Source organism: Flavivirga rizhaonensis, assembly GCF_004791695.1.
GTDB classification, from domain to species: Bacteria; Bacteroidota; Bacteroidia; order Flavobacteriales; family Flavobacteriaceae; genus Flavivirga; species Flavivirga rizhaonensis.
This window is the reverse complement of sequence record NZ_SRSO01000006.1, coordinates 13,845-34,728: the sequence shown is the minus strand read 5'-3', so window position 1 is coordinate 34,728 and position 20,884 is coordinate 13,845. Positions and strand designations below refer to the sequence as shown.

15 protein-coding genes are annotated in these 20,884 nt (G+C 34.1%); 4 read left to right on the top strand and 11 right to left on the bottom strand.

Features of this window, described 5'->3' with window-relative positions:
- Nucleotides 1-11 precede the first annotated feature (11 nt).
- From EM932_RS05630 to EM932_RS05615, 4 genes are read left to right on the top strand one after another with little or no spacing between them, the layout of a single operon-like run.
- Nucleotides 12-1,697, top strand: coding sequence for a GMC oxidoreductase (locus tag EM932_RS05630; RefSeq protein ID WP_135876206.1), 1,686 nt, complete (start codon nt 12-14; stop codon nt 1,695-1,697).
- A 1-nt stretch (nt 1,698) separates the two neighbouring features.
- A complete protein-coding gene (locus EM932_RS05625) occupies nt 1,699-2,304 on the top strand; it encodes a gluconate 2-dehydrogenase subunit 3 family protein (protein ID WP_135876205.1) in 606 nt (201 codons plus the stop codon).
- A 13-nt stretch (nt 2,305-2,317) separates the two neighbouring features.
- Nucleotides 2,318-3,124, top strand: coding sequence for a 3-keto-disaccharide hydrolase (locus EM932_RS05620; protein ID WP_135876204.1), 807 nt, complete (start codon nt 2,318-2,320; stop codon nt 3,122-3,124).
- A gap of 31 nt (nt 3,125-3,155) precedes the next feature.
- Nucleotides 3,156-4,076, top strand: coding sequence for a hydroxypyruvate isomerase family protein (locus EM932_RS05615; RefSeq protein WP_135876203.1), 921 nt, complete (start codon nt 3,156-3,158; stop codon nt 4,074-4,076).
- A gap of 585 nt (nt 4,077-4,661) precedes the next feature.
- Here the strand turns inward: EM932_RS05615 and EM932_RS05610 are convergent.
- The 11 genes from EM932_RS05610 to ilvC form a co-directional block, all read right to left on the bottom strand.
- Nucleotides 4,662-5,600, bottom strand: coding sequence for a lactonase family protein (locus EM932_RS05610; protein ID WP_170179735.1), 939 nt, complete (start codon nt 5,598-5,600; stop codon nt 4,662-4,664).
- Complete coding sequence (locus EM932_RS20845) at nt 5,555-5,695, bottom strand: hypothetical protein (protein WP_170179734.1); 141 nt, start codon at nt 5,693-5,695, stop codon at nt 5,555-5,557. Before EM932_RS20845 ends, EM932_RS05610 begins: the two co-directional genes overlap by 46 nt.
- A gap of 125 nt (nt 5,696-5,820) precedes the next feature.
- Nucleotides 5,821-6,333: an azurin gene (azu, locus tag EM932_RS05605; RefSeq protein ID WP_135876201.1), complete on the bottom strand. Its 513-nt coding sequence runs from the start codon at nt 6,331-6,333 to the stop codon at nt 5,821-5,823.
- Nucleotides 6,334-6,388: 55 nt separating this feature from the next.
- Entirely contained in the window at nt 6,389-7,981 is a 1,593-nt protein-coding gene (locus EM932_RS05600; RefSeq protein WP_135876200.1) for an NADP-dependent glyceraldehyde-3-phosphate dehydrogenase, read from the bottom strand.
- Nucleotides 7,982-8,234: 253 nt separating this feature from the next.
- Nucleotides 8,235-10,508: an alpha-amylase family protein gene (locus EM932_RS05595; RefSeq protein WP_135876199.1), complete on the bottom strand. Its 2,274-nt coding sequence runs from the start codon at nt 10,506-10,508 to the stop codon at nt 8,235-8,237.
- An 86-nt stretch (nt 10,509-10,594) separates the two neighbouring features.
- A complete protein-coding gene (locus EM932_RS05590) occupies nt 10,595-13,318 on the bottom strand; it encodes a glycoside hydrolase family 2 protein (protein ID WP_211344260.1) in 2,724 nt (907 codons plus the stop codon).
- Nucleotides 13,319-13,330: 12 nt separating this feature from the next.
- Complete coding sequence (locus EM932_RS05585) at nt 13,331-14,848, bottom strand: alpha-L-fucosidase (protein WP_135876198.1); 1,518 nt, start codon at nt 14,846-14,848, stop codon at nt 13,331-13,333.
- A 49-nt stretch (nt 14,849-14,897) separates the two neighbouring features.
- Nucleotides 14,898-16,415, bottom strand: a complete 1,518-nt coding sequence (locus tag EM932_RS05580; RefSeq protein ID WP_135876197.1) for an alpha-L-fucosidase — start codon at nt 16,413-16,415, stop codon at nt 14,898-14,900.
- 3 nt (nt 16,416-16,418) lie between these two features.
- Complete coding sequence (locus EM932_RS05575; RefSeq protein ID WP_135876196.1) at nt 16,419-17,870, bottom strand: sulfatase family protein; 1,452 nt, start codon at nt 17,868-17,870, stop codon at nt 16,419-16,421.
- A gap of 189 nt (nt 17,871-18,059) precedes the next feature.
- On the bottom strand, nt 18,060-19,325 hold the full coding sequence (ilvA, locus tag EM932_RS05570) for a threonine ammonia-lyase IlvA (protein WP_135876195.1): 1,266 nt from the start codon (nt 19,323-19,325) through the stop codon (nt 18,060-18,062).
- Nucleotides 19,326-19,393: 68 nt separating this feature from the next.
- Nucleotides 19,394-20,869 (bottom strand): ketol-acid reductoisomerase, encoded by a 1,476-nt coding sequence (gene ilvC / locus EM932_RS05565; RefSeq protein ID WP_135876194.1) that lies wholly within the window; start codon nt 20,867-20,869, stop codon nt 19,394-19,396.
- Between the last annotated feature and the right edge of the window lie 15 nt (nt 20,870-20,884).

Here is a 20,884-nt window from a genome sequence, read left to right as displayed (position 1 = left end):
AAATGTAATAAATGACAGATTCTTATGATGCCATTGTAATTGGTACTGGTATTTCGGGTGGTTGGGCTGCCAAAGAGCTTTGCGAAAATGGATTAAAAACATTGGTTTTAGAACGTGGGCCAATGGTTAGACATATTGAAGATTACCCAACTATGCATCTAGACCCATGGGATCTTGAATTAAGAGGAAACGTATCTGCAGAGGAAAAAGCACAACAATTAAAACAAAGTAGAACGGGTTATACAACAAAGGCAGAACAGAAGCATTGGTTTGTTAACGACTTAAAGCATCCTTACAATGAAACGAAACGTTTCGATTGGATGCGAGGGTATCATGTTGGGGGTCGCTCTATTACTTGGGGCAGACAAAGTTATCGGTTAAGCGATTTAGATTTTGAAGCCAATAAAAAAGACGGACATGGGGTTGATTGGCCCATTCGTTATAAAGATATTTCGCCTTGGTACGATTATGTGGAATCATATATAGGAGTAAGTGGCGAAAAAATAGGATTACCTCAACTACCAGATGGGATTTTCACTCCTCCAATGGAACTTAATTGTGTTGAAGAACACTTAAAAAACAGTCTTGCAGAAAATTTTGATGACAGATTACTCACGATAGGTAGAACCGCACATATAACTGGAAATAAAGGTTATGATGGTAGAAGCAAATGTCAATTTAGGAATAGGTGCATGCGAGGCTGTCCTTTTGGTGCTTATTTTAGTAGCAACTCTTCAACATTACCAGCGGCAGAACTTACTGGTAACATGACACTAAGACCAAACTCTATTGTCCATGAAATTATTTATGACCAAGATTTAAAAAAAGCAACAGGTGTTAAAGTCATTGATGCCGAAACCAAAGAATCGATGGTTTTTAATGCTAGTATCATTTTTTGCTGTGCCTCATCAATGGCATCAACATCTATATTATTACAATCTAAATCCGATAGATTTCCAAACGGATTAGGTAATGATTCGGGAGAATTAGGGCATAATATTATGGATCATCATTTAGGTGCAGGAGCTTCAGGGAAATTTGATGGATTCATTGATAAATATTACAAAGGAAGACGACCAAATGGTATTTACATTCCAAGATTTAGAAATTTAGGTGATCATAAAACCTATAAAAAAGATTTCTTAAGAGGTTACGGCTATCAAGGTGGCGCAAGTAGAAAAGGTATTTCTGAACATGTTGCAGAATTAGCATACGGTGCAGAATTCAAAGAAAAAATACTAGAACCTGGAGAATGGCAAATGGGATTAGGAGGCTTTGGCGAATGCTTACCTAACCATGATAATAAAATGACACTTGATTATGAAAAACTAGATGAATGGGGATTACCTACCATTACTTTTGATGCCGAATGGAAAGAAAACGAACTTAAAATGCGGGAAGACATGATTCAACAAGCTTCAGACATGTTGAAAAAAGCTGGTTTTAAAGACATAACAACATTCAACGAGTTAGCGGCTCCTGGTATTGGTATTCATGAAATGGGAACTGCCCGTATGGGAAGAGACCCTAAAACTTCCATTTTAAATAAACATAACCAAATACACACAGTACCCAATGTATATGTAACAGATGGTGCTTGCATGACCTCATCTGGATGCCAAAACCCATCGCTTACCTATATGGCTATAACAGCCAGAGCAGCCAATTATGCAGCAAAACAATTAAAAAGTTTGTGATATGAATAGAAGAGAGGTATTGAAAGGATTAGGACTCACACTAGGTTACACTATTGCTACGCCTAGTATTATGAGCTTGCTTCAAAGTTGTAACACAGAAGTTAAATTATGGATTCCTAAATTATTATCTGTCGATGAAGGCATCGTTTTAAAAAATTTAATAGATATCATGCTTCCGAAAACAGAAATTACACCTGGAGCACTCGATGTTAATGTACCTGAGTTTATAGATTTATATGTTTATGAAGTTTATGAGGATGACATGCAATATAAATTCAAAAAAGGAATTAGCACCATTATAAAAGCCCTAAATATTCCTGAAGAAGGGGTTTCTTTATTAGAGCATAAAGATTATGATGCTTTATTAACTAAATATTTAAAAGTCTCGAAAAAACAAAGACTTATTTATGAAAATGAAAATGACAAAAAAAATGAAGATGCCACTATTTTTAATGCACTTATAGATCTAAGGAATACATCCGTTTGGGTCTATAAAACCAGCCAACAAATTGGAGAACATGTTTTAGCATACGACCCTATACCAGGAACTCAAATAGGTTGTGTTTCGCTTGAAGAATCAACTGGTGGCAAAGCATGGTCATTATAAAATTTACAAAAATATGAGGAATTATTCACGCTTAATTTATATTATACTTGTTTTACTTGTAGTAAGTTGCAAAGAAAAACCAAACACCAAAGACACTAAAACTGTAGAAGTACCAGAAAAATGGATTTCTTTATTTAATGGTAAAGATTTAAACGATTGGACTGTTAAAATTAAAGGACATCCTGCTGGTGTTAATTACAAAAACACCTTTGTAGCTAAAGATGGTTGTCTTAAAGTTAATTATGATGAATATGATGATACATTTAATTCCACATTTGGTCATATATATTATAAGAAGGTGTTTTCAAATTACAAATTACGACTGCAATATCGTTTTACAGGAAAACAACTGAGCGATGGCGCATCATGGGCAACTGCAAATAGCGGTGTGATGATACATTGCGAAGACCCTAAGAATATTGGATTAGACCAAAATTTCCCTATATCAATTGAAGTTCAACTTTTAGGAGGCTTAGGAGTTGGCGAACGTCCTACTGCTAATTTATGCACTCCAGGAACACATGTTGTTTTAGATAATAAAATTGCAACAGACCATTGTTTTGAATCTTCTTCAAAAACGTATCATGGAGACCAATGGGTTAATCTTGAAATTGAAGTTAGAAATGATTCTATTATTAAGCATTTAATCAATAACGAGGTTGTATTTACTTATACAAAGCCACAAATAGGTGGGGCGGTTGATTATAATGAACAATTTTGGAAGCGCAAAGAAGGAGAACCTTTAAAAAAAGGATATATTTCTTTGCAAAGTGAAAGTCATCCTGTAGAATTTAAAAATATTGAACTCTTAGAATTATAATATTTATTCAATACCTGAACAGTCTACTAAAATGAAAAGAAGATTATTTATTAAGAAAAGTACAGCTACCGCTTCATTAATAGGCATGAGTCTTTCAGGTGTGCATGCCTTGAATAAACTACATTCGAATACAAATAAGAATACCTTCAAATTAAATTTCGCACCTCATATAGGCATGTTTAAACATCATGCAGGCAATAACCCTATTGATCAATTAAACTTTATGGCAGATCAAGGTTTTACTGCTTTTGAGGATAACAACATGAAAAATCGCCCTGTTGAAGTCCAAAAAAGCATGGCAAAAACCATGGTTGACAGAAACATAACCATGGGCGTATTTGTTGCTCATAAAATTTATTGGAAAGCGCCTAATTTAGCAAGTGGAAATATCGATAAACGACATGAATTCTTAAATGAAATAAAACAATCTGTTGAAGTTGCAAAACGTGTCAATGCACAATGGATAACTGTGGTACCTGGTCATGTAGATTTAAAACAAAATATGGCTTACCAAACAGAGCATGTTATTGAAACTCTAAAACAAGCATCAGCTATTTTAGAACCTCATCAAATAACTATGGTATTAGAGCCTTTAAATTTTAGAGATCATCCTGGATTATTTTTAACAGAATCGCCTCAAGCATTTCAAATTTGCAAAGCAGTAAACTCACCATCCTGCAAAATATTATTCGATATTTATCATCAACAAATACAAGAAGGAAATTTGATTCCTAATATTGAAGCTTGTTGGGATGAAATTGCTTATTTCCAAATTGGAGATAACCCAGGTCGCAAAGAACCTACTACTGGAGAAATTAATTATAAAAACATATTCAAATACATTCATTCCAGAGGATATAAAGGTGTTTTAGGTATGGAACATGGTAATTCCATAGATGGTATTGAGGGTGAATTGGCAGTCTTAAAAGCTTATAGAAGTTCTGCTTCGTGACATGCTGGAATATAAATAGTAAGTATCGTGAAACTGAATTCGTGAAATTTGTATCTATAGTTTTTAAAAACTGAAAGCTAATACCATTTCTTGTTTGGAATTACTGTAAAATAACGTCAGTTCGATTTAATTTTTTCATAAAAAACAACATTAAATCAATGATTTTCAAGTGTTTGTCATTTCGACAGAGAGAAGCATGAGCCTTTCGACTTTAGTTTATACTGAGCGGAGTCGAAGTGCTCAAGATAAACTTTCGAGAAATCTCATAAGGATGGGATTCCTCCTCAATAGCTACGCTATATACGTTCAAGTAAAATATATTTTACCCTCCGTAGCGTTCGGAATGACATAGTTTCTTTATTAAAACAATTAAACAACTGATTGTTAAGTTTTAATATATCGAGTTCACGTTAATATAATGATTTTTTGCTTTATACAAAATATAAAAATAAAGCATAGCCTCAGTTACGGTTTCTTTTTATATTGAAGTAGAAGGTGAAAAAGGATGTTTTATTACGCTTATTTCAAATGAGAATTGGTATAAATACTCTACAAGCATGGCTATTCGTACAAGAAAGTATCAAACTAAAATTTCAAACAGGAAATAGATTTCGATTCTTTATTTTCTTGAGCTTTGTTTAAGAGTCCAGCCTGCTCATTAATTGCAAACACTACGATGGTATCAGAATCTTGGTTAGCGACAAGTAACCAGTTACCAGAAGGAGAGAGTGTAAAATCTCTAGGAGTTTTACCAAAGGTAGATTGACTACCAACAAACTTTAAAACCCGAGTTTCTTCATCAAACTCTAAAATAGAAATCGTATGATTACTTCGATTTCCACAATAAATAAATCGCCCTGTTTTAGATATTTTTATGGCTGAAGAAGATGCTTCTCCAAAATGATCTATAGATAGCGATGATGTGTTTTGTATCCAGGCGAATTTTCCATTGTTATTTTTCAGCAAACTAACAGCGCCCGTTAACTCATTCATAACAAAAGCATAATGGTTGGATGGATGAAAAACCATATGTCGAGGACCTCCTCCTTTTGGTATTTCAATTTGATGATTTTCCTGCAATTGATTATTATCTGTAATTTTATAAACCATGATTTTATCCATACCTAAATCAGGGACATATATTAAGCCATCATGAATATTGTAGCTAATCATATGTGCGTGTGCTGATTCTTGACGTAATGCATTTATACTAAATCCTACATGAATAATTTCTTGACTTGCTGATTTTGGAATGCCATTTCTGTCAAGTGGATAAACTAAAACACTTCCAGTTTGATAACATGCAACTACTAGAAGATCCCTATCCTCAATTTTCAACAAATGACATGGAAGTCCCCCAGAAATAACTTGTTCGTTTATCAATTTAAATTGACCATCAATAATTGAATATGTACATAGTTTTGGATTTTTTTCTTTGGTTACTTCTTGAAATGAGTAAAGCAGGTTTTTTTCTTCATTCAAAGCAATATAAGCGGCATTTTTACTTTTAAGTTTATAAAGCAATTGAAGTTCACCATAATGGTCATGTAAATGCCTTCTCCATGCCCCTCCAATCCGTCTGATACAACCTCTGAATATGATCCTGCGAATAATTTCATTTTGACTATTATTTCTTAACTTATATCATTTTACTTACTCCATAAACAAAAAACACCATTTATGTTATTAAATGGTACTTTCTTAATTCTTAATGTTAAACTCTAAAGTTTATACAAATAGTTTCCTATTCCACAATAAACTTACCTTTCATCATAGTATAATGCCCTGGAAAACTACATAAAAATTCATATTCACCAGCAGCTGGTGCATCAAACTTAATTACTGTAGTTTCTCCTGCTCCTATTAATTTAGTATGAGCTATAATATCTTTTGAACCTTTTGGAATATATTCATTATCTGCAGATGTAGCAGCCTTATTCCCAAAGGCACTTAAATTAACCCCTTGTTTCAATAGCACAAAATTATGCCCCATTATTTTCTTGTCTAATTTCCCAATGTGCTTAAGTGTTAATATCACTTTTTGACCAGCTTTGACTCTAATTTCATTCTTGCTAAATTTCATTAAATCATTAGAAGTAATTACCACATTATTAGAGTCATCCGTTTCAGTGTTCTTAGAGGTGGTTTCTTTATTTTCATAACTAAACCCTTCTTTCTTTTTTTCTTCTTTACCTCCGCAAGCAACTATTACTAAAACCGAAAAAAATGATAAAATCAAATACGTAAATGCCTTCATACTTTTAAAAAATATTGTTAGTCGTAAAAATAATAAAATATAATGAATACGTGTTTTATAAAATATAATCTGTACTTATAAAGTTAGATGTCTTTTTCTCTAGTAGTTCTCTTAAAATGGCAATATTATAATCGTTATCTTTTGATGCTACAAAGGTTCTTATTGAGAATGAGCGTAACGCATCATGAACACTCAAAGTACTAAATGCTGAATCTTTTCTACCTGTAAAAGGATATACATCTGGTCCTCTTTGACAAGAGCTATTTAAATTAACGCGACACACCAAGTTTACCAAAGTATCAATTAATGGCGATAGTGTATTTATATCTTTACCAAACAAACTCACCTGTTGTCCATAATTAGATGCTGCCATATCATCTAATGGTTCTTCAATATCCGTAAATGGAACAATAGGCACCAATGGTCCAAACTGCTCCTCATTATATATCCGCATACTTTTATCAACAGGATATAAAACTGCTGGGAATATAAAATTCTCACTAATTTCCCCGCCTTTACCATTCAATATTGTCGCTCCTTTTTCTAGAGCATCACCTATTAATTCTTGAATATAAGCAGGTTTATCTACCTCTGGAAGTGGTGTTAATTTAACGCCAGATTCCCACGGATTGCCAAATTTAAGAGCATCTACTTTTGCTGAATATCGTTTATTAAAGTCATCTACAATAGATTCATGTACATATAACACCTTTAAGGCTGTACAACGTTGCCCATTAAAAGAGAGTGTCCCTGCAATACATTCGTTCACTGCTAAATCTAAATCGGCATCTGGCAAAACGATCGCAGGGTTTTTGGCTTCTAAACCTAATACTAAACGCAATCTGTTCTTTTTTGGATGATTATTTTGAATGGCATTTGCAGATTTACTATTACCAATTAATGCTAATACATCAATTTTACCCGATTGCATAATAGGGGTTGCTAATACTCGACCGCGACCATAAATAACGTTTACAACACCTTTTGGAAAACTATTTTGAAAGGCTTCCAATAATGGGGAAATTAATAAAACACCTAGTTTAGCTGGCTTAAAAATAACCGTATTGCCCATAATTAATGCAGGAATAAGCAATGTAAATGTTTCATTTAATGGATAATTATATGGTCCTAAGCACAAAACAACACCTAATGGTCCTCTACGAATGTGAGCATACACGCCTTCATTCTTTTCAAATTTTGCTGAATCTCTATCAATTTGCTTATAGGCTTCAATAGTATCGTATATATAATCAATCGTTCTATCAAATTCTTTTTCTGAATCTGATAAATTTTTACCTATTTCCCACATTAAAAACTTAACAACTTCTCCTCGCTTGGTTTTCATTTGCTCAACAAATTTTTCCATGTAAGCTATTCTATCGACCACTTTCATTGTAGGCCACAAACCTTGCCCCTTATCATAAGCCATAGTTGCCGAATCTAATGACGCTAAAGCTTCTTTTTCTCCCAATTGCGGAATGGTCCCTAATAGTGTTGGTTTATATTTTGGGGTTGAAGATATGGTTGAATACACTTCGGCAGTATCTCCATCCCATTGTTTTAATTGACCATCTACCAAATACGTATTTTGATGCAAAAGGGATTTTATTTTATAAGCTTCTGGGATTTCTAAAAAATTTGTGTTCATGTTGTTAAAAATATAGCTTCATTGAAGAGCTGCGTTTGATTAAGTATACAATAATACCAATTTAAGTATAAAATATCGCATGTCGACTCGTTCTTTATTGCGATAGAAATTAATTTTATTTTATAACGAATTCAAAGCACAACTGGTATAACATGAAATATAACACTTATGCACAAACACCTCTTTTACCGATAAAGCACTGTTTTTCAAAGTGATTAGAATCAAAAAATGCTCTAATAAATTTAATCTAATTTTAGTCTTTTTCTAAAACTTCAACAAAATAAACATCTAACGGTTTGAGTGTAGGCGTTGCACTAGTAGGAATACCATTTATTATGTCGTTACAACTTATATTTGTACTCCCATTTAGTTTAATGGCTAATTGCGCTTCAGATTTCCCTACATTTACAACGGACAACACATTGTTGCCTTTTTCATTTTTAATAACTCGCCATATGCATCCTTTTGTGCCCACTGCATTTGTTTCAGCAATTGTAATTTCCGGAAGTGCTTTTCTTTCTTTCAGAATAGCTAGTGCTTTATGTTTAATTTCGGCTATATCGTTTAGTTTAATCAACGTCCCATTGGCGTTCTTTAAATTAGGTAAAGGATTACCATATTCATTTTTCGCTACACTTTTATTATCAACAATTACCGTACCTCCGTTGTTGAGATACGATTGGATGGCATCTAACTCTTCTGGCGTTACAAATGGAGTTTCGGTAATAACAATAACATCCCAATTATCATGATTCTGTTTATTTAAAATATCTTTGGTTACAAATCCTAGTGGTACGCCTTCAAAATGTAAGGCTTCATAGGTTTTAAATACATCGTCCATATGTTCCTCCTTATTTATAGCAGAGGTTTTGGAGTAAAACAAACGCAAGGGTTTACGCTGTCTTTGCATAGCCATAATTTCTTCGGAATACGTATTTAAATCAATTAACGTTAGAGCAACTTCATTGGTAACTCTAGGTTGTTGATTATTAGAACCAGCATATCCTTTTAGGGATTTTTTACGTATAGAACCATCTTCTTGTCTTGGCCAGTACCATATTTGACTTGCCGTCATACCATAACTATGAGCCAACCAAAATGATGCTCGTGAAAACTTAGGATCCAGATATAAATCTCTAGACCTTACGGTAGACAGATAATGCAATTCTGAATTGAAATTTATTTTGTTAGGGCTTACAGACTTCATGAAATCGAAGCCCATACAGAGTTCACGCCATTTGAAGGCATAATGTTTTTCCCAACCATTTGGTTTTCCCCATATATATTTATGATCTGCTCCAGAATCATTACCAACTATGGTGCTCATATCAGTTAGAGCCTCTAAGTCTATACCATGAATTCTTTTATTTTCGGTCCAAAGATTAGGCATAATTTTTATATGCACTTTGGCTTCTGGATCATGTTTTTCTATTTCAGATTTTAAAAATGTAAACCAATCTGTAACCCTATCCATATTAAATGACGCCCAATCGTACCAAATTGGTGTTCCTTTTAAGGTTATATCAATTGGTATATCTATTGAAACCGAGCTAAAATCTTTAAAGTTTGTTTCCCATAAATTATTTAATGCCACAATACCTCCATGCTTTTTTTCTAGCCATATTTTAAACTTATCTATGGTATATTGAGAAACAGGGCCCGATGCCCAAGGGAGCTTTTTCTTTTTAGGATCTTTATGTGTGAAAAAATGTGGTTCGTTACACAACATGTAACCCAATTTTGTATAATTTTTACCAGCCATTTTCGGCACAGCCTCCATAAATAATTGCTGTTGTATTTCTCTGGCTCCCGGGTGATCAATATCGTAAGCCGTATAGGTGTCTTCACGCATTTTAAAGTTTTCGCCATACTGTGATGTAGCCCATTTAGGTGTATTTTTATGGTCTAAGAAAACAAAGCCAATAGAATTATTTGGTTTGGCATCTAGCTCATCAGCTATCCTTTTATGAATTCCGCCATTATATGCACTAAGGGTTCTAGTAGATATACCCGTAACGCTTAAATTACCATGATAGTCTGTATATTTTTTAGTTTTTGGTTTCCAACTGTAATCTGCCAAAAACACAGGTCTGTTATTAAATGTTATTTGATCGCCTTCTACTTTTACCTTGGTCCAATCTACATTTGGACTTTCTTTTCTGGTGATTTTACCCTGAATGAGCATTTTTAAAGTTTCTAAAGACTCATCCAGCATTTTGATAACATCGTTTCTTTCAAAATCAGCCAAATCCTCAGCCAATTTTTGAGCGTCCTTCTTATATAATTTTACTAACTCAAATATAGATGCGTTTTCTTCTACATTCTTTTCATCCCATTTAGCAAAATCTAAAAATATTTTTGCGGTTCTAACGGTAGTTTTTTCTTTTAGAACGTCAATATCTTTTTTCTCAGCTTTTTTAATAAGCTTCTCAAGTTCAAAAACTTTCTTTTTTGCCTTTCCTTCCAATGATTGAGCCCCACAAGTCAAGCTAAAAGCTAAGACTACAATAATTATAAAATATTTCATGCTTTTCTTAATTCACTAATTATCCATAAGTTCAAAACTGCAATAACTACATTAGACCTTCTGAAAGATGAACAAAATATATTTTATTATCTATTTTCGTCCGATTCCTTTTGGTTTTTTTCTTCAATTTTTAGTTTCATATTGATCAGTTCCTTTTCTAACTGTCTAATTTTATTTTTTAATTCATCTTCTGAAGATACTTTAACATTTCTGTTTAAAGACGCCAATGAATTGTTTTCTGAACCGATTTCGCTATTTATAAACACATCCTTTGAAAGTACACTTTCTATAACTAATTCTCCAGGCAATGGGGAATTAATACCCTGATGTACAAGGGATGCTTTTATTCTTATTTTTCCTGCTTTGGTGGTAGAACGCACTAATAAAGGGGCTGTACCCCAGCTTAATCGTTTTGGATTGGCTTCAATAGACGCATCTCCTATGATCTCTCCTTCACCAAAAACCTCGAACTTAACTGTATTTTCATGTAACCTTTTAGTGTTTCCTTTTTCATCTACCATTGAGACTACAACTAATACAAAATCCGAACCATCAGCTACTAACGGGATATTTTGACTCTCTAATGATAGTTTTAACTTTGTAGGATGTTTACCTGAAACCCTAGTAAAACTAGTTACTACCTTCCCGTCTATAAGCCCTTCGGCAACGATGCTTGCGTTGTGTTTTTTACGTGCGCGATGCATCCCTTTTAAATCAAAAAAATCATAGATATCCTTAAACACAACATAGGGATGAGGCATTGCCTTTTCACCAACAATCTTGGTTATGTTTGGCTGGCCTTGTGGTGTTAGTATATGTTTGTAAACCGATTTGTTTACTTTTTTCTGAATTATTTTTTCGCCTTCAAAAAGTGTCAATCTTACCTCTTCACAATTGGTAAACACAGTAACATCTGAATCAGAAAAAGGAGTCATTTCATGAGCAATAAAAACCATAGGTTCATTAGTATCTGAAACATCTCTTTGACTCTCAAACATATGATACGAATACTTTTTTTGACGAAAAACATCGGTTAAACCTCCAAAAAAAGGATCTGGATTATATCCTCTTTGGTGGTCAAAGGCGTGCCATAGTGTACCACCAACAAATTGTCTAGGTGTGTTATAAAGGGTTTCCCATGTTGTATAATCATCCGCATCTGTAAAGGCATAATATTTTGCTTGTATTAATTGTGCGCGCTCACCCCAGCCTCTAGCTGTTCTACTTGTAGAATTTTGAGCATTAAAGTCATCAACATTATCTCCAAATTCCCTACAGAAATAAGAGCGCTTTTCACTACCATCAAACTTCGCATTATTATCATGAGAATATAAAACATCATAATGTTCTTGCCCGCCCGCTCGCTTATCACAAACAGTAAACGCTCCTTGATAAGGATACTCTTCGTGAACTATGTCATGTGCTTTTTTTGCAAAATGCTCAGGATACTTTGTTTCGTTTAGAATAGGTTCCCACATGATTACTGAGGCATAATTACGATCTCTGCGAACCATTTGTGCTATATCCTCATAAACACGCTTTTCAAATAGGGGTATATCACTCCAAAATTGCCAACCTGGAGTTGCGTTAATATAAAAAAGACCTAAAGCATCACAGGCATCCATAAATGCTGGGTCTGCAGGATAATGTGCTGCTCTAATAACGTCGGAACCACCATTTTTTAATAATACAGCATCTCGCCATTGTCCATTATTAGAAATGGCATAGCCAACATAACCATGGTCTTGATGACGATTGACTCCCATTAGTTTTCTTGGATAGGCTTTGTTGTTTAAATACAATCCATCTTCGCCTTTAAAGTCTATAATACGGATCCCAAATTTTGTAGCTACACCATCTAGTTTCTCACCATTTGCTGCTGTTAAAACAACTTCTAAACGGTATAAATCTGGAGACCAGGGTGCCCAAAGTTTTGGATTGCTAATATTAAAAGTTTTTGTAACTACTGAAGATTTACCTTTACTAAGGGTTACATTTTGACTCGCTTTTGCAACTTCTTCTCCTTTTTTATTAAGAATACGAAGGTTTGCTTTTATTTTGGTAGTCTTTGAAAAATCATTTCGAATATCAACTTTTGTAAAAACGGTAGCTGCTGTTTCTGATATTTTTTGGGTATGAATAAACACCCCACCACCAGCTACTTTATTCGCTTCATTAGGATTGGTAACATATACATGATGAGTTGCCACCAACCAAACATCACGGTAAATTCCTCCAAAATATGTGAAATCTAATCTGTTTTGAGGTTTCCCTGGTGGATAACTGGCATCGTCACTATTATCTGCCCAAACCGCTAAAACATTGTCCCCATCTTTTATTAAATGGTCGTTAAGCTTAACGGTAAATGGCAAGTAGCCTCCATAATGTTCTCCTATTTGAACACCATTTAACCAAACTTTACATTTACCCATAACGGCCTCAAAATGTAATTTCAGAATCTTATTTACTGTATTTTTATCTAGCTTAAAATGCTTACGATACCATGCCGGACCTTGGTAATTACTACTGCCACTCACTTCGCTAGAATTATACTCTAAACCATGAGGCGTATTCACTAAAGCCCAATTAGAATCGTCAAAATTTGTTGCTTCAGCGCCTTTAACATCACCTTTGGTAAAACGCCAACCTACATTAAAATTAAAAACATCCCTACCGCTATTTTTTACTTCCCAAAAACCTGCTTTAGAGAATTCTGGTTCTTGAGCATAAACCATAGAACTGAAAACTATAACAAAGCCAATGATGACAAAAAATAAACTCTTTTTACTATTTGTTTGAATCTCCTTCAAAATAGATGCTTTTTAGTCTTTAAACTTAATTTTAAATGCAAATGCTGCTTCGCAAGGCTTCTCTCCATCTACTTCTATTACTAGGCCTGCTTCAGTTTGTTTCCAATCTATTGCATTTTTTCCGCTTATAAATGCTATCGAAGCTATTTCTCTAGTCTCATGAGGGTTATTGCTTGCTAACGATTTTATGGTAAATACACCACTCTCATTCCAACCTAAAGCAGTAGCATATAAAACATCTCCTTTGGTTGTAAATCTAATATCTTCGTATCCTGATGTTTTATTATTTCTCTCAGAATGATGTCCCATACTTACTTTTGTTGGACCTTCTCCGTATATTTTCCATGGACGTGTTTCATAAATTGCTTCACCATTAACAGACAACCATTCTCCCATTTTTAAAAGAATATTTCTTGGTTCATCTGAAATAGTTCCATCTGCTTTGGGTCCAATGTTTAGAAGTAAACAACCATTTTTACTTACTATATCAATCAATTCATCTAATAAATAATCGTAAGATTTGAACTGTTCATCTTTTACATACCCCCACGCAATTTTACCAACAGACGTATCCGTCTGCCAAGGATACTTATAAATATGATCCATTCTACCACGCTCTATATCCAATACAATTAAGTCTTCTGGAAACGATTTGTTTTTCATGTTTTTATCTTGAAAAACAACTTCTTTATTCCACTCTAACCCTTTGTTATAGTAGTAAGCCAATATTTCTTTATGAACGGACTCAAAACCAGGTTTGTCCAAACCAAAATCAAACCATAGTAAATCTGGCTCATATTGATCCACAATATCTGTAGTTCTGTTCCACCATAAATCTAAGAACTCTTGTGAAGGCTTTGATCCCTTTTTAACTTTTTCCCAATACAAATCTTTGTACTGTGGGTCATTGGTATCCCAACTAGGATCTTTATGACTAAAATACTGTCTGTTTAATGCAAAATGCGAAGACACACCAAATTTCATTCCCTCGTTTTCGATCGCGTTTTTTAACATCCGCATGACATCTTTTTTGGGTCCCATATTAACGGCATTCCAACGGGTAACATTGGAATTGTACATGGCGAATCCATCATGATGCTCTGCCACAGGAACTACATATTTGGCACCAGCTTGTTTAAATAGTTTTGCCCATTGCGTAGCATCAAATTTTTCTGCTTTAAACATGGGAATAAAATCTTTATAACCGAATACCGAAGGGTCTCCATATGTTTTCCGATGATAACTGTAAGGGTGTTTGCCTCCTTTTGTCCAACTTTCTTGATAAATCCCTTTAGGATATTTTGCACTACTATAAGCAGGGACAGCATAAGGCCCCCAGTGTAAGAATATCCCAAATTTAGCATCGCGAAACCATTCTGGAATTTTATAACCGTTCCTTATAGATTCCCATTCGGGTTTGTATTTTTGAGGTACTTCTACCGTTTTTTCTTCTTTTTCCTCTGTTTTACAGCTAACAGCCACAAACATGGTTGCTAAAACTAACAAAACATATCTTCTAAATGGTTTCATCTTTGATTGAATTATAAATGACTATTTTTTGTTCCTTGTGTTATAGATGTTATTCTTTAAATTTTATTTTGAATGAAAATGCTGCTTCGCAAGGCTTCTCTCCATCTACTTCTATTACTAGGCCTGCTTCAGTTTGTTTCCAATCTATTGCATTTTTGCCGCTTATAAATGCTATCGAAGCTATCTCTCTAGTCTCATGAGGGTTATTGCTTGCTAACGATTTTATGGTAAATACACCACTCTCGTTCCAACCTAAAGCAGTAGCATATAAAACATCTCCTTTGATTGTAAATCTAATATCTTTGTATCCTGAAGTTTTATTATTTTTTTCCGAATGATGTCCCATACTTACTTTTGTTGGACCTTCTCCGTAAATTTTCCATGGACGCGTATTGTAAATAGATTCACCGTTAACAGACAACCATTCTCCCATTTTTAAAAGAATATTTTCTGCTTCACTTGGAATAGTTCCATCTGCTTTGGGCCCAATGTTTAAAAGCAAACATCCGTTTTTACTTACTATATCTATCAATTCATCTAATAAATAATCGTACGATTTGTATTTTTCATCTTTTATATATCCCCAAGAAATCTCACCTACAGATGTGTCTGTTTGCCATGGGTACTTATAAATATTATCCATTCTACCGCGTTCTATATCCAATACAATTAAGTCTTCTGGAAATGATTTCCTTTTCATGTTTTTATCTTGAAAAACAACGCCTTTATTCCACTCTAATCCTTTGTTATAGTAGTAAGCCAATATTTCTTTGTGAACGGATTCAAAACCAGGTTTGTCCAGACCAAAATCAAACCATAGCAAATCTGGCTCGTAGTTATCAATAATATCAGTAGTTCTATTCCACCACAAGTCTAGAAATTCTTGTGATGGCAGTGATTTTCTTTCAATTTTTTTCCAATATAAATCTTGGTACTGTGGATCATTGGTATCCCAACTAGGATCCTTATGATTATAGTATTGCCTATTTAATGCAAAATGTGAAGACACACCAAATTTCATTCCCTCATTTACTGTAGCTTCTTTTAACAATTTCATGACATCTTTTTTGGGTCCCATCTTAACGACATTCCAACGTGTAACATTGGAATTATACATGGCGAATCCATCATGATGCTCTGCCACAGGAACTACATATTTAGCCCCTGCTTGTTTAAAAAGTTTTACCCATTTTTTAGCATCAAAATTTTCAGCTTTAAACATGGGAATTAAATCTTTATAACCAAATTTTGAAGGGTCACCGTAATGCTCTCGATGATAAGTATAAGGCTTCATTCCACCTTTTGACCAACCCTCTTGATAAATCCCTTTTGGGTATTTTTCGCTACTATAAGCAGGGACAGCATAAGGTCCCCAATGTAAAAAAATACCAAATTTAGCATCGCGAAACCATTCTGGAATTTTATAGTTGCTTCTTATAGATCCCCATTCGGGTTTGTATTTTTGAGGTACTTCTACCGTTTTTTCTTCTTTTTCCCCTGTTTTACAGCTAACAGCCAAAATCATGGTTACTGTAATTACCAAAATGTGTATCCTAAATTGTTTCATCTTTTATTTAATGATATAGGGTTTTTTGTTGTTTTGTAATCCAGGTTCGTTATATTTTTCTAATTGTTTAAATAATTCTGTTTGCATCATTTTAGCAATATTTGCATAGGCTTTATCATAATAAAAATTAGTTACCTCGTCTGGATCTTTTTCTAAATCGAACAAGTAAGGTTTTTCTTTTTTATCGATAACTAATTTATATCGATCGTTTGTGGCAGCAACCCACCAACTATTGGATTTTCTTGTGTATACTATTCTGTCTGAGGTTATTTCTTTTTCCTTATTCAGAAAATCTTCCGAAGTATCTAAACCATGAAATTTTGCATCGGTTTTTATATCCATTATAGATAAAATAGTAGGTGCAAAATCTACATTAGTATATGCTGTATTTATTATTTTACCTGCTTTAATTTTATTTGGATAGCGAATTACAAAAGGAATTCTTGCAGAAGCCTCGTAAGGTATGCCCTTATTACGTCTGTTATGCTCAAAAAACATATCACCGTGATCTGAGGTAAAAACAATTATGGTATTGTTTGATAAATTATTTTCATCTAAAAACTTAAGAATACGCCCTACACTATCATCAATATGTTTAACCATACCAAAATATTGTTTTAATGATTTGCCATCAAATTCTTTCGCTTCTAGCTTACTCTTTTTGTTGCCTAATGCCCATTTAGGCTTTATAGCTGTATATTTGGCGGCCATGGTTTTTGGTGCTTTTACATCCATGTGATTATACATGGTATTGTATGGTGGGCGTGCATAGTCTGGAGTATGCGGGTCTGGTATTGAAAGCATTAGGCAGAAGGCCTTATCTTTATCACGTTCAAGTATTTCAAGTGTTTTATCGGTGAAATAATCTGTTAAATGAATAACTTCATCTTTAGGTAATTTAGCCAGCATATGTTGATTGACAGCTTTTATTCCGTTTTTAGAGATATGAAAATAAGGCGCATGCCCACCTGTCATCATATACCTATTATCGGTAAAACCTCCATTATCTTCTACATTAAATTCATATTTTGAATGACCTGCTAAATGCCATTTACCTACGTATGAGGTAGCATAACCTTGGTCTCTCAATATTTTTGCAAAGGTTACAGCATCTTTATTTAGATGAAGTCCATTTTCAGGTGCACCAGCAGCTTGGGGATACAACCCAGTAACTAATGAGGCACGAGACGGCGTACACACAGGAGATGAGGCATAGTAACTTGTGCAAATAGCACCTTCATCGGCTAACTTATCTATATATGGAGTATCTACATTATTGCCTTTGCCCCAGACAAATGCTTGATCTTCTGGTAATAATTTTTGGTAGCAACTTAATGTTCTAAAACTATGTTCGTCTGTATGAACTATAATTAAATTAGGCTTTTTTTGAGCTAAGCAACCGGTTATTACTAAAAAAAATATGATTGTGGTTAAAGGTGATTTTTCAAACTTCATTTATTTAATTTTAGATGCAAGAGATGTATAATTAAGACTTTTAAAAACACGCGAAGTGTGCGTTTAATAATAAACAACAAAATTATATTTAATATTTGTGTATTTTGTATTTATGGATTTATTTATTGTACTAGTCAGTAAATATATAATGCCATTTTGAGTATAAAATGGCATTATATATTACAGGGCCTAGACCAGAAACTGAAACAAATCTGGCTTGTCATTTAAATAATCACCATAGAAATTATGACGTTTCATTTTAGTAATTAAAGGCGCTAAATCCTTAGAAGATTTTAATTGAATCCCAACGACAGCAGATCCATTTTCACGATTTGTCTTTTTAGCATATTGAAAATATGTGATATCATCATTCTCCCCTAAAATATCAACGACAAACTCTTTTAAAGCACCTGCACGTTGCGGAAATTTCACTATAAAATAATGCTTTAAATTCGCATATAATAAAGCGCGCTCCTTAATTTCAGAAGTTCTGGTAATATCATTATTGCTACCACTTACAACGCAAACTACATTTTTACCTTTAATGGCTTCTGTATAAAAATCTAAAGCCGAAATACTCAATGCCCCAGCTGGCTCAACTACAATAGCATCTTTATTATAAAGCTCCAAAATAGTTTCACATACTTTACCTTCTGGCACCGTAATCATATCATGCAAGTTCTCTTTACAAATTGAAAACGTTAAATCTCCTACACGTTTTACTGCTGCACCATCAATAAATTTTTCAATATGGTCTAATTCTGTGTTTCTATTGTTCTTTATAGACACCGACATGGAAGGTGCGCCTTCTGGCTCAACACCTATAATTTTTGTATGTGGAGATACTATTTTAAAAACAGTTGATAGACCCGATGCTAAACCACCTCCACCAACAGCAATAAACACATAATCTATTGGTGCTGTTGTTTGCTCCAGAATTTCTAATCCAATAGTTGCCTGCCCTTCTATTACTTTCTCATCATTAAATGGATGGATAAAGGTTTTCTTTAACTGCTCACACTCTAACATAGCCTTATGATAAGCATCATCAAAAGTATCGCCAATAAGTTTGATGTCTATAAAATCTTCACCAAACATTTTAACCTGCTGCACTTTTTGATTTGGCGTTGGTGCCGGCATATAAATAGTCCCTTTTATCTTTAATAATTTGCAAGATAAAGCTACCCCTTGCGCATGGTTACCTGCACTGGCACAAACCACACCCTTTTGGGACTCTTCTATGGTAAGTGAACTAATTTTATTAAAGGCCCCTCTAATTTTATAAGAGCGTACTTGTTGCAAGTCTTCACGCTTTAAAAAGATATTCGCATTATATTGCTTTGAATACCTTAAGCTAGGGCCTAAAGGCGTAACTGCCGATACTTTTTTAATAGTATCGGCAGCTACTCTAATATTATTAATACTAGGAAAATATGTTTTGTCCTCCTTGTTCATAATATATCTTTATGAGACCTGTCAGGTTTTTAAAACCTGACAGGTCTGAAAAACTATAATTTCATTTACTAAACTATTGGCTTCATAGCTGTCATAGATGATCTTAAAAACTCACCTACTTTTTCAACGGGATGATCTCTTAAAACCTTATTGATTTCAATAAGTTTAGCATTATCTACACCTGTACCATTATCTTTAGCATACGCTTTACCAATAACATCTGCCTTGATATTCTTCATGAAACTTGTTAATAAAGGTTTACATGCATGGTCAAATAGGTAGCAACCGTATTCAGCTGTATCAGAGATTACACTGTTCATTTCATATAACTTCTTTCTTGCAATCGTGTTTGCAATAAGTGGTGTTTCGTGTAAAGACTCATAATAAGCAGAAGCATCAATAATTCCAGATTCTGTCATCGCTTCAAAAGCCAATTCAACACCTGCACGAACAAACGCTACCATTAATACACCATTATCATAATATTCTTGCTCTGAAATCTCAACATCTCCAGCTGGTGTTTTTTCGAAAGCAGTTTCTCCAGTTGCAGCTCTCCAACCTAATAGGTTTTTATCATCATTAGCCCAATCTTCCATCATTCCTTTAGAGAAATTCCCTTCCATAATATCATCCATATGTTTTTGGAATAATGGACGCATAATATCTTTTAATTCTTCAGATAATTCGAATGCTTTAATTTTAGCTGGGTTAGACAAACGATCCATCATGTTGGTAACACCTCCATATTTAAGACCTTCTGTTATTGTTTCCCATCCGTATTGAATTAATTTTGAAGCGTATCCTGGTTCAATTCCTTCTTCAACCATTTTATCAAAACAAAGGATAGATCCAGTTTGTAACAAACCACAAAGAATGGTTTGCTCACCCATTAAATCAGACTTTACCTCGGCAATAAAAGACGATGCTAAAACACCTGCTCTATCACCTCCAGTTGCAGCTGCATAAGCCTTTGCTTGGGCCCAACCTTTCCCCTCAGGATCGTTCTCCTCGTGCACAGCAATAAGTGTTGGCACACCAAAACCACGCTTATATTCTTCACGTACTTCGCTACCTGGAGATTTAGGTGCTACCATGATTACGGTAAGATCTTTACGAATTTGCATGCCCTCCTCAACAATATTAAATCCATGAGAATATGATAATGTTGCTCCTTTTTTCATTAAAGGCATCACAGCACTAACGGCATTTGTATGTTGCTTGTCTGGTGTTAAGTTTAACACTAAATCTGCAGTAGGGATTAACTCTTGATAGGTACCAACCGTAAATCCATTATCCGATGCGTTAACAAAAGATGCACGTTTTTCAGAAATTGCAGCATCCCTTAAAGCATAAGAAATATCTAAACCAGAATCTCTCATGTTTAAACCTTGATTAAGACCTTGAGCTCCACATCCTACGATAACTATCTTTTTACCTTTTAAAGCGTTTACTCCTTCTGAAAACTCTGAAGCATCCATAAATCTACACTTTGATAATTGATCTAGTTTATCTCTTAATGAAAGTGTGTTAAAATAATTTCCCATTTTAATTTTATTGTT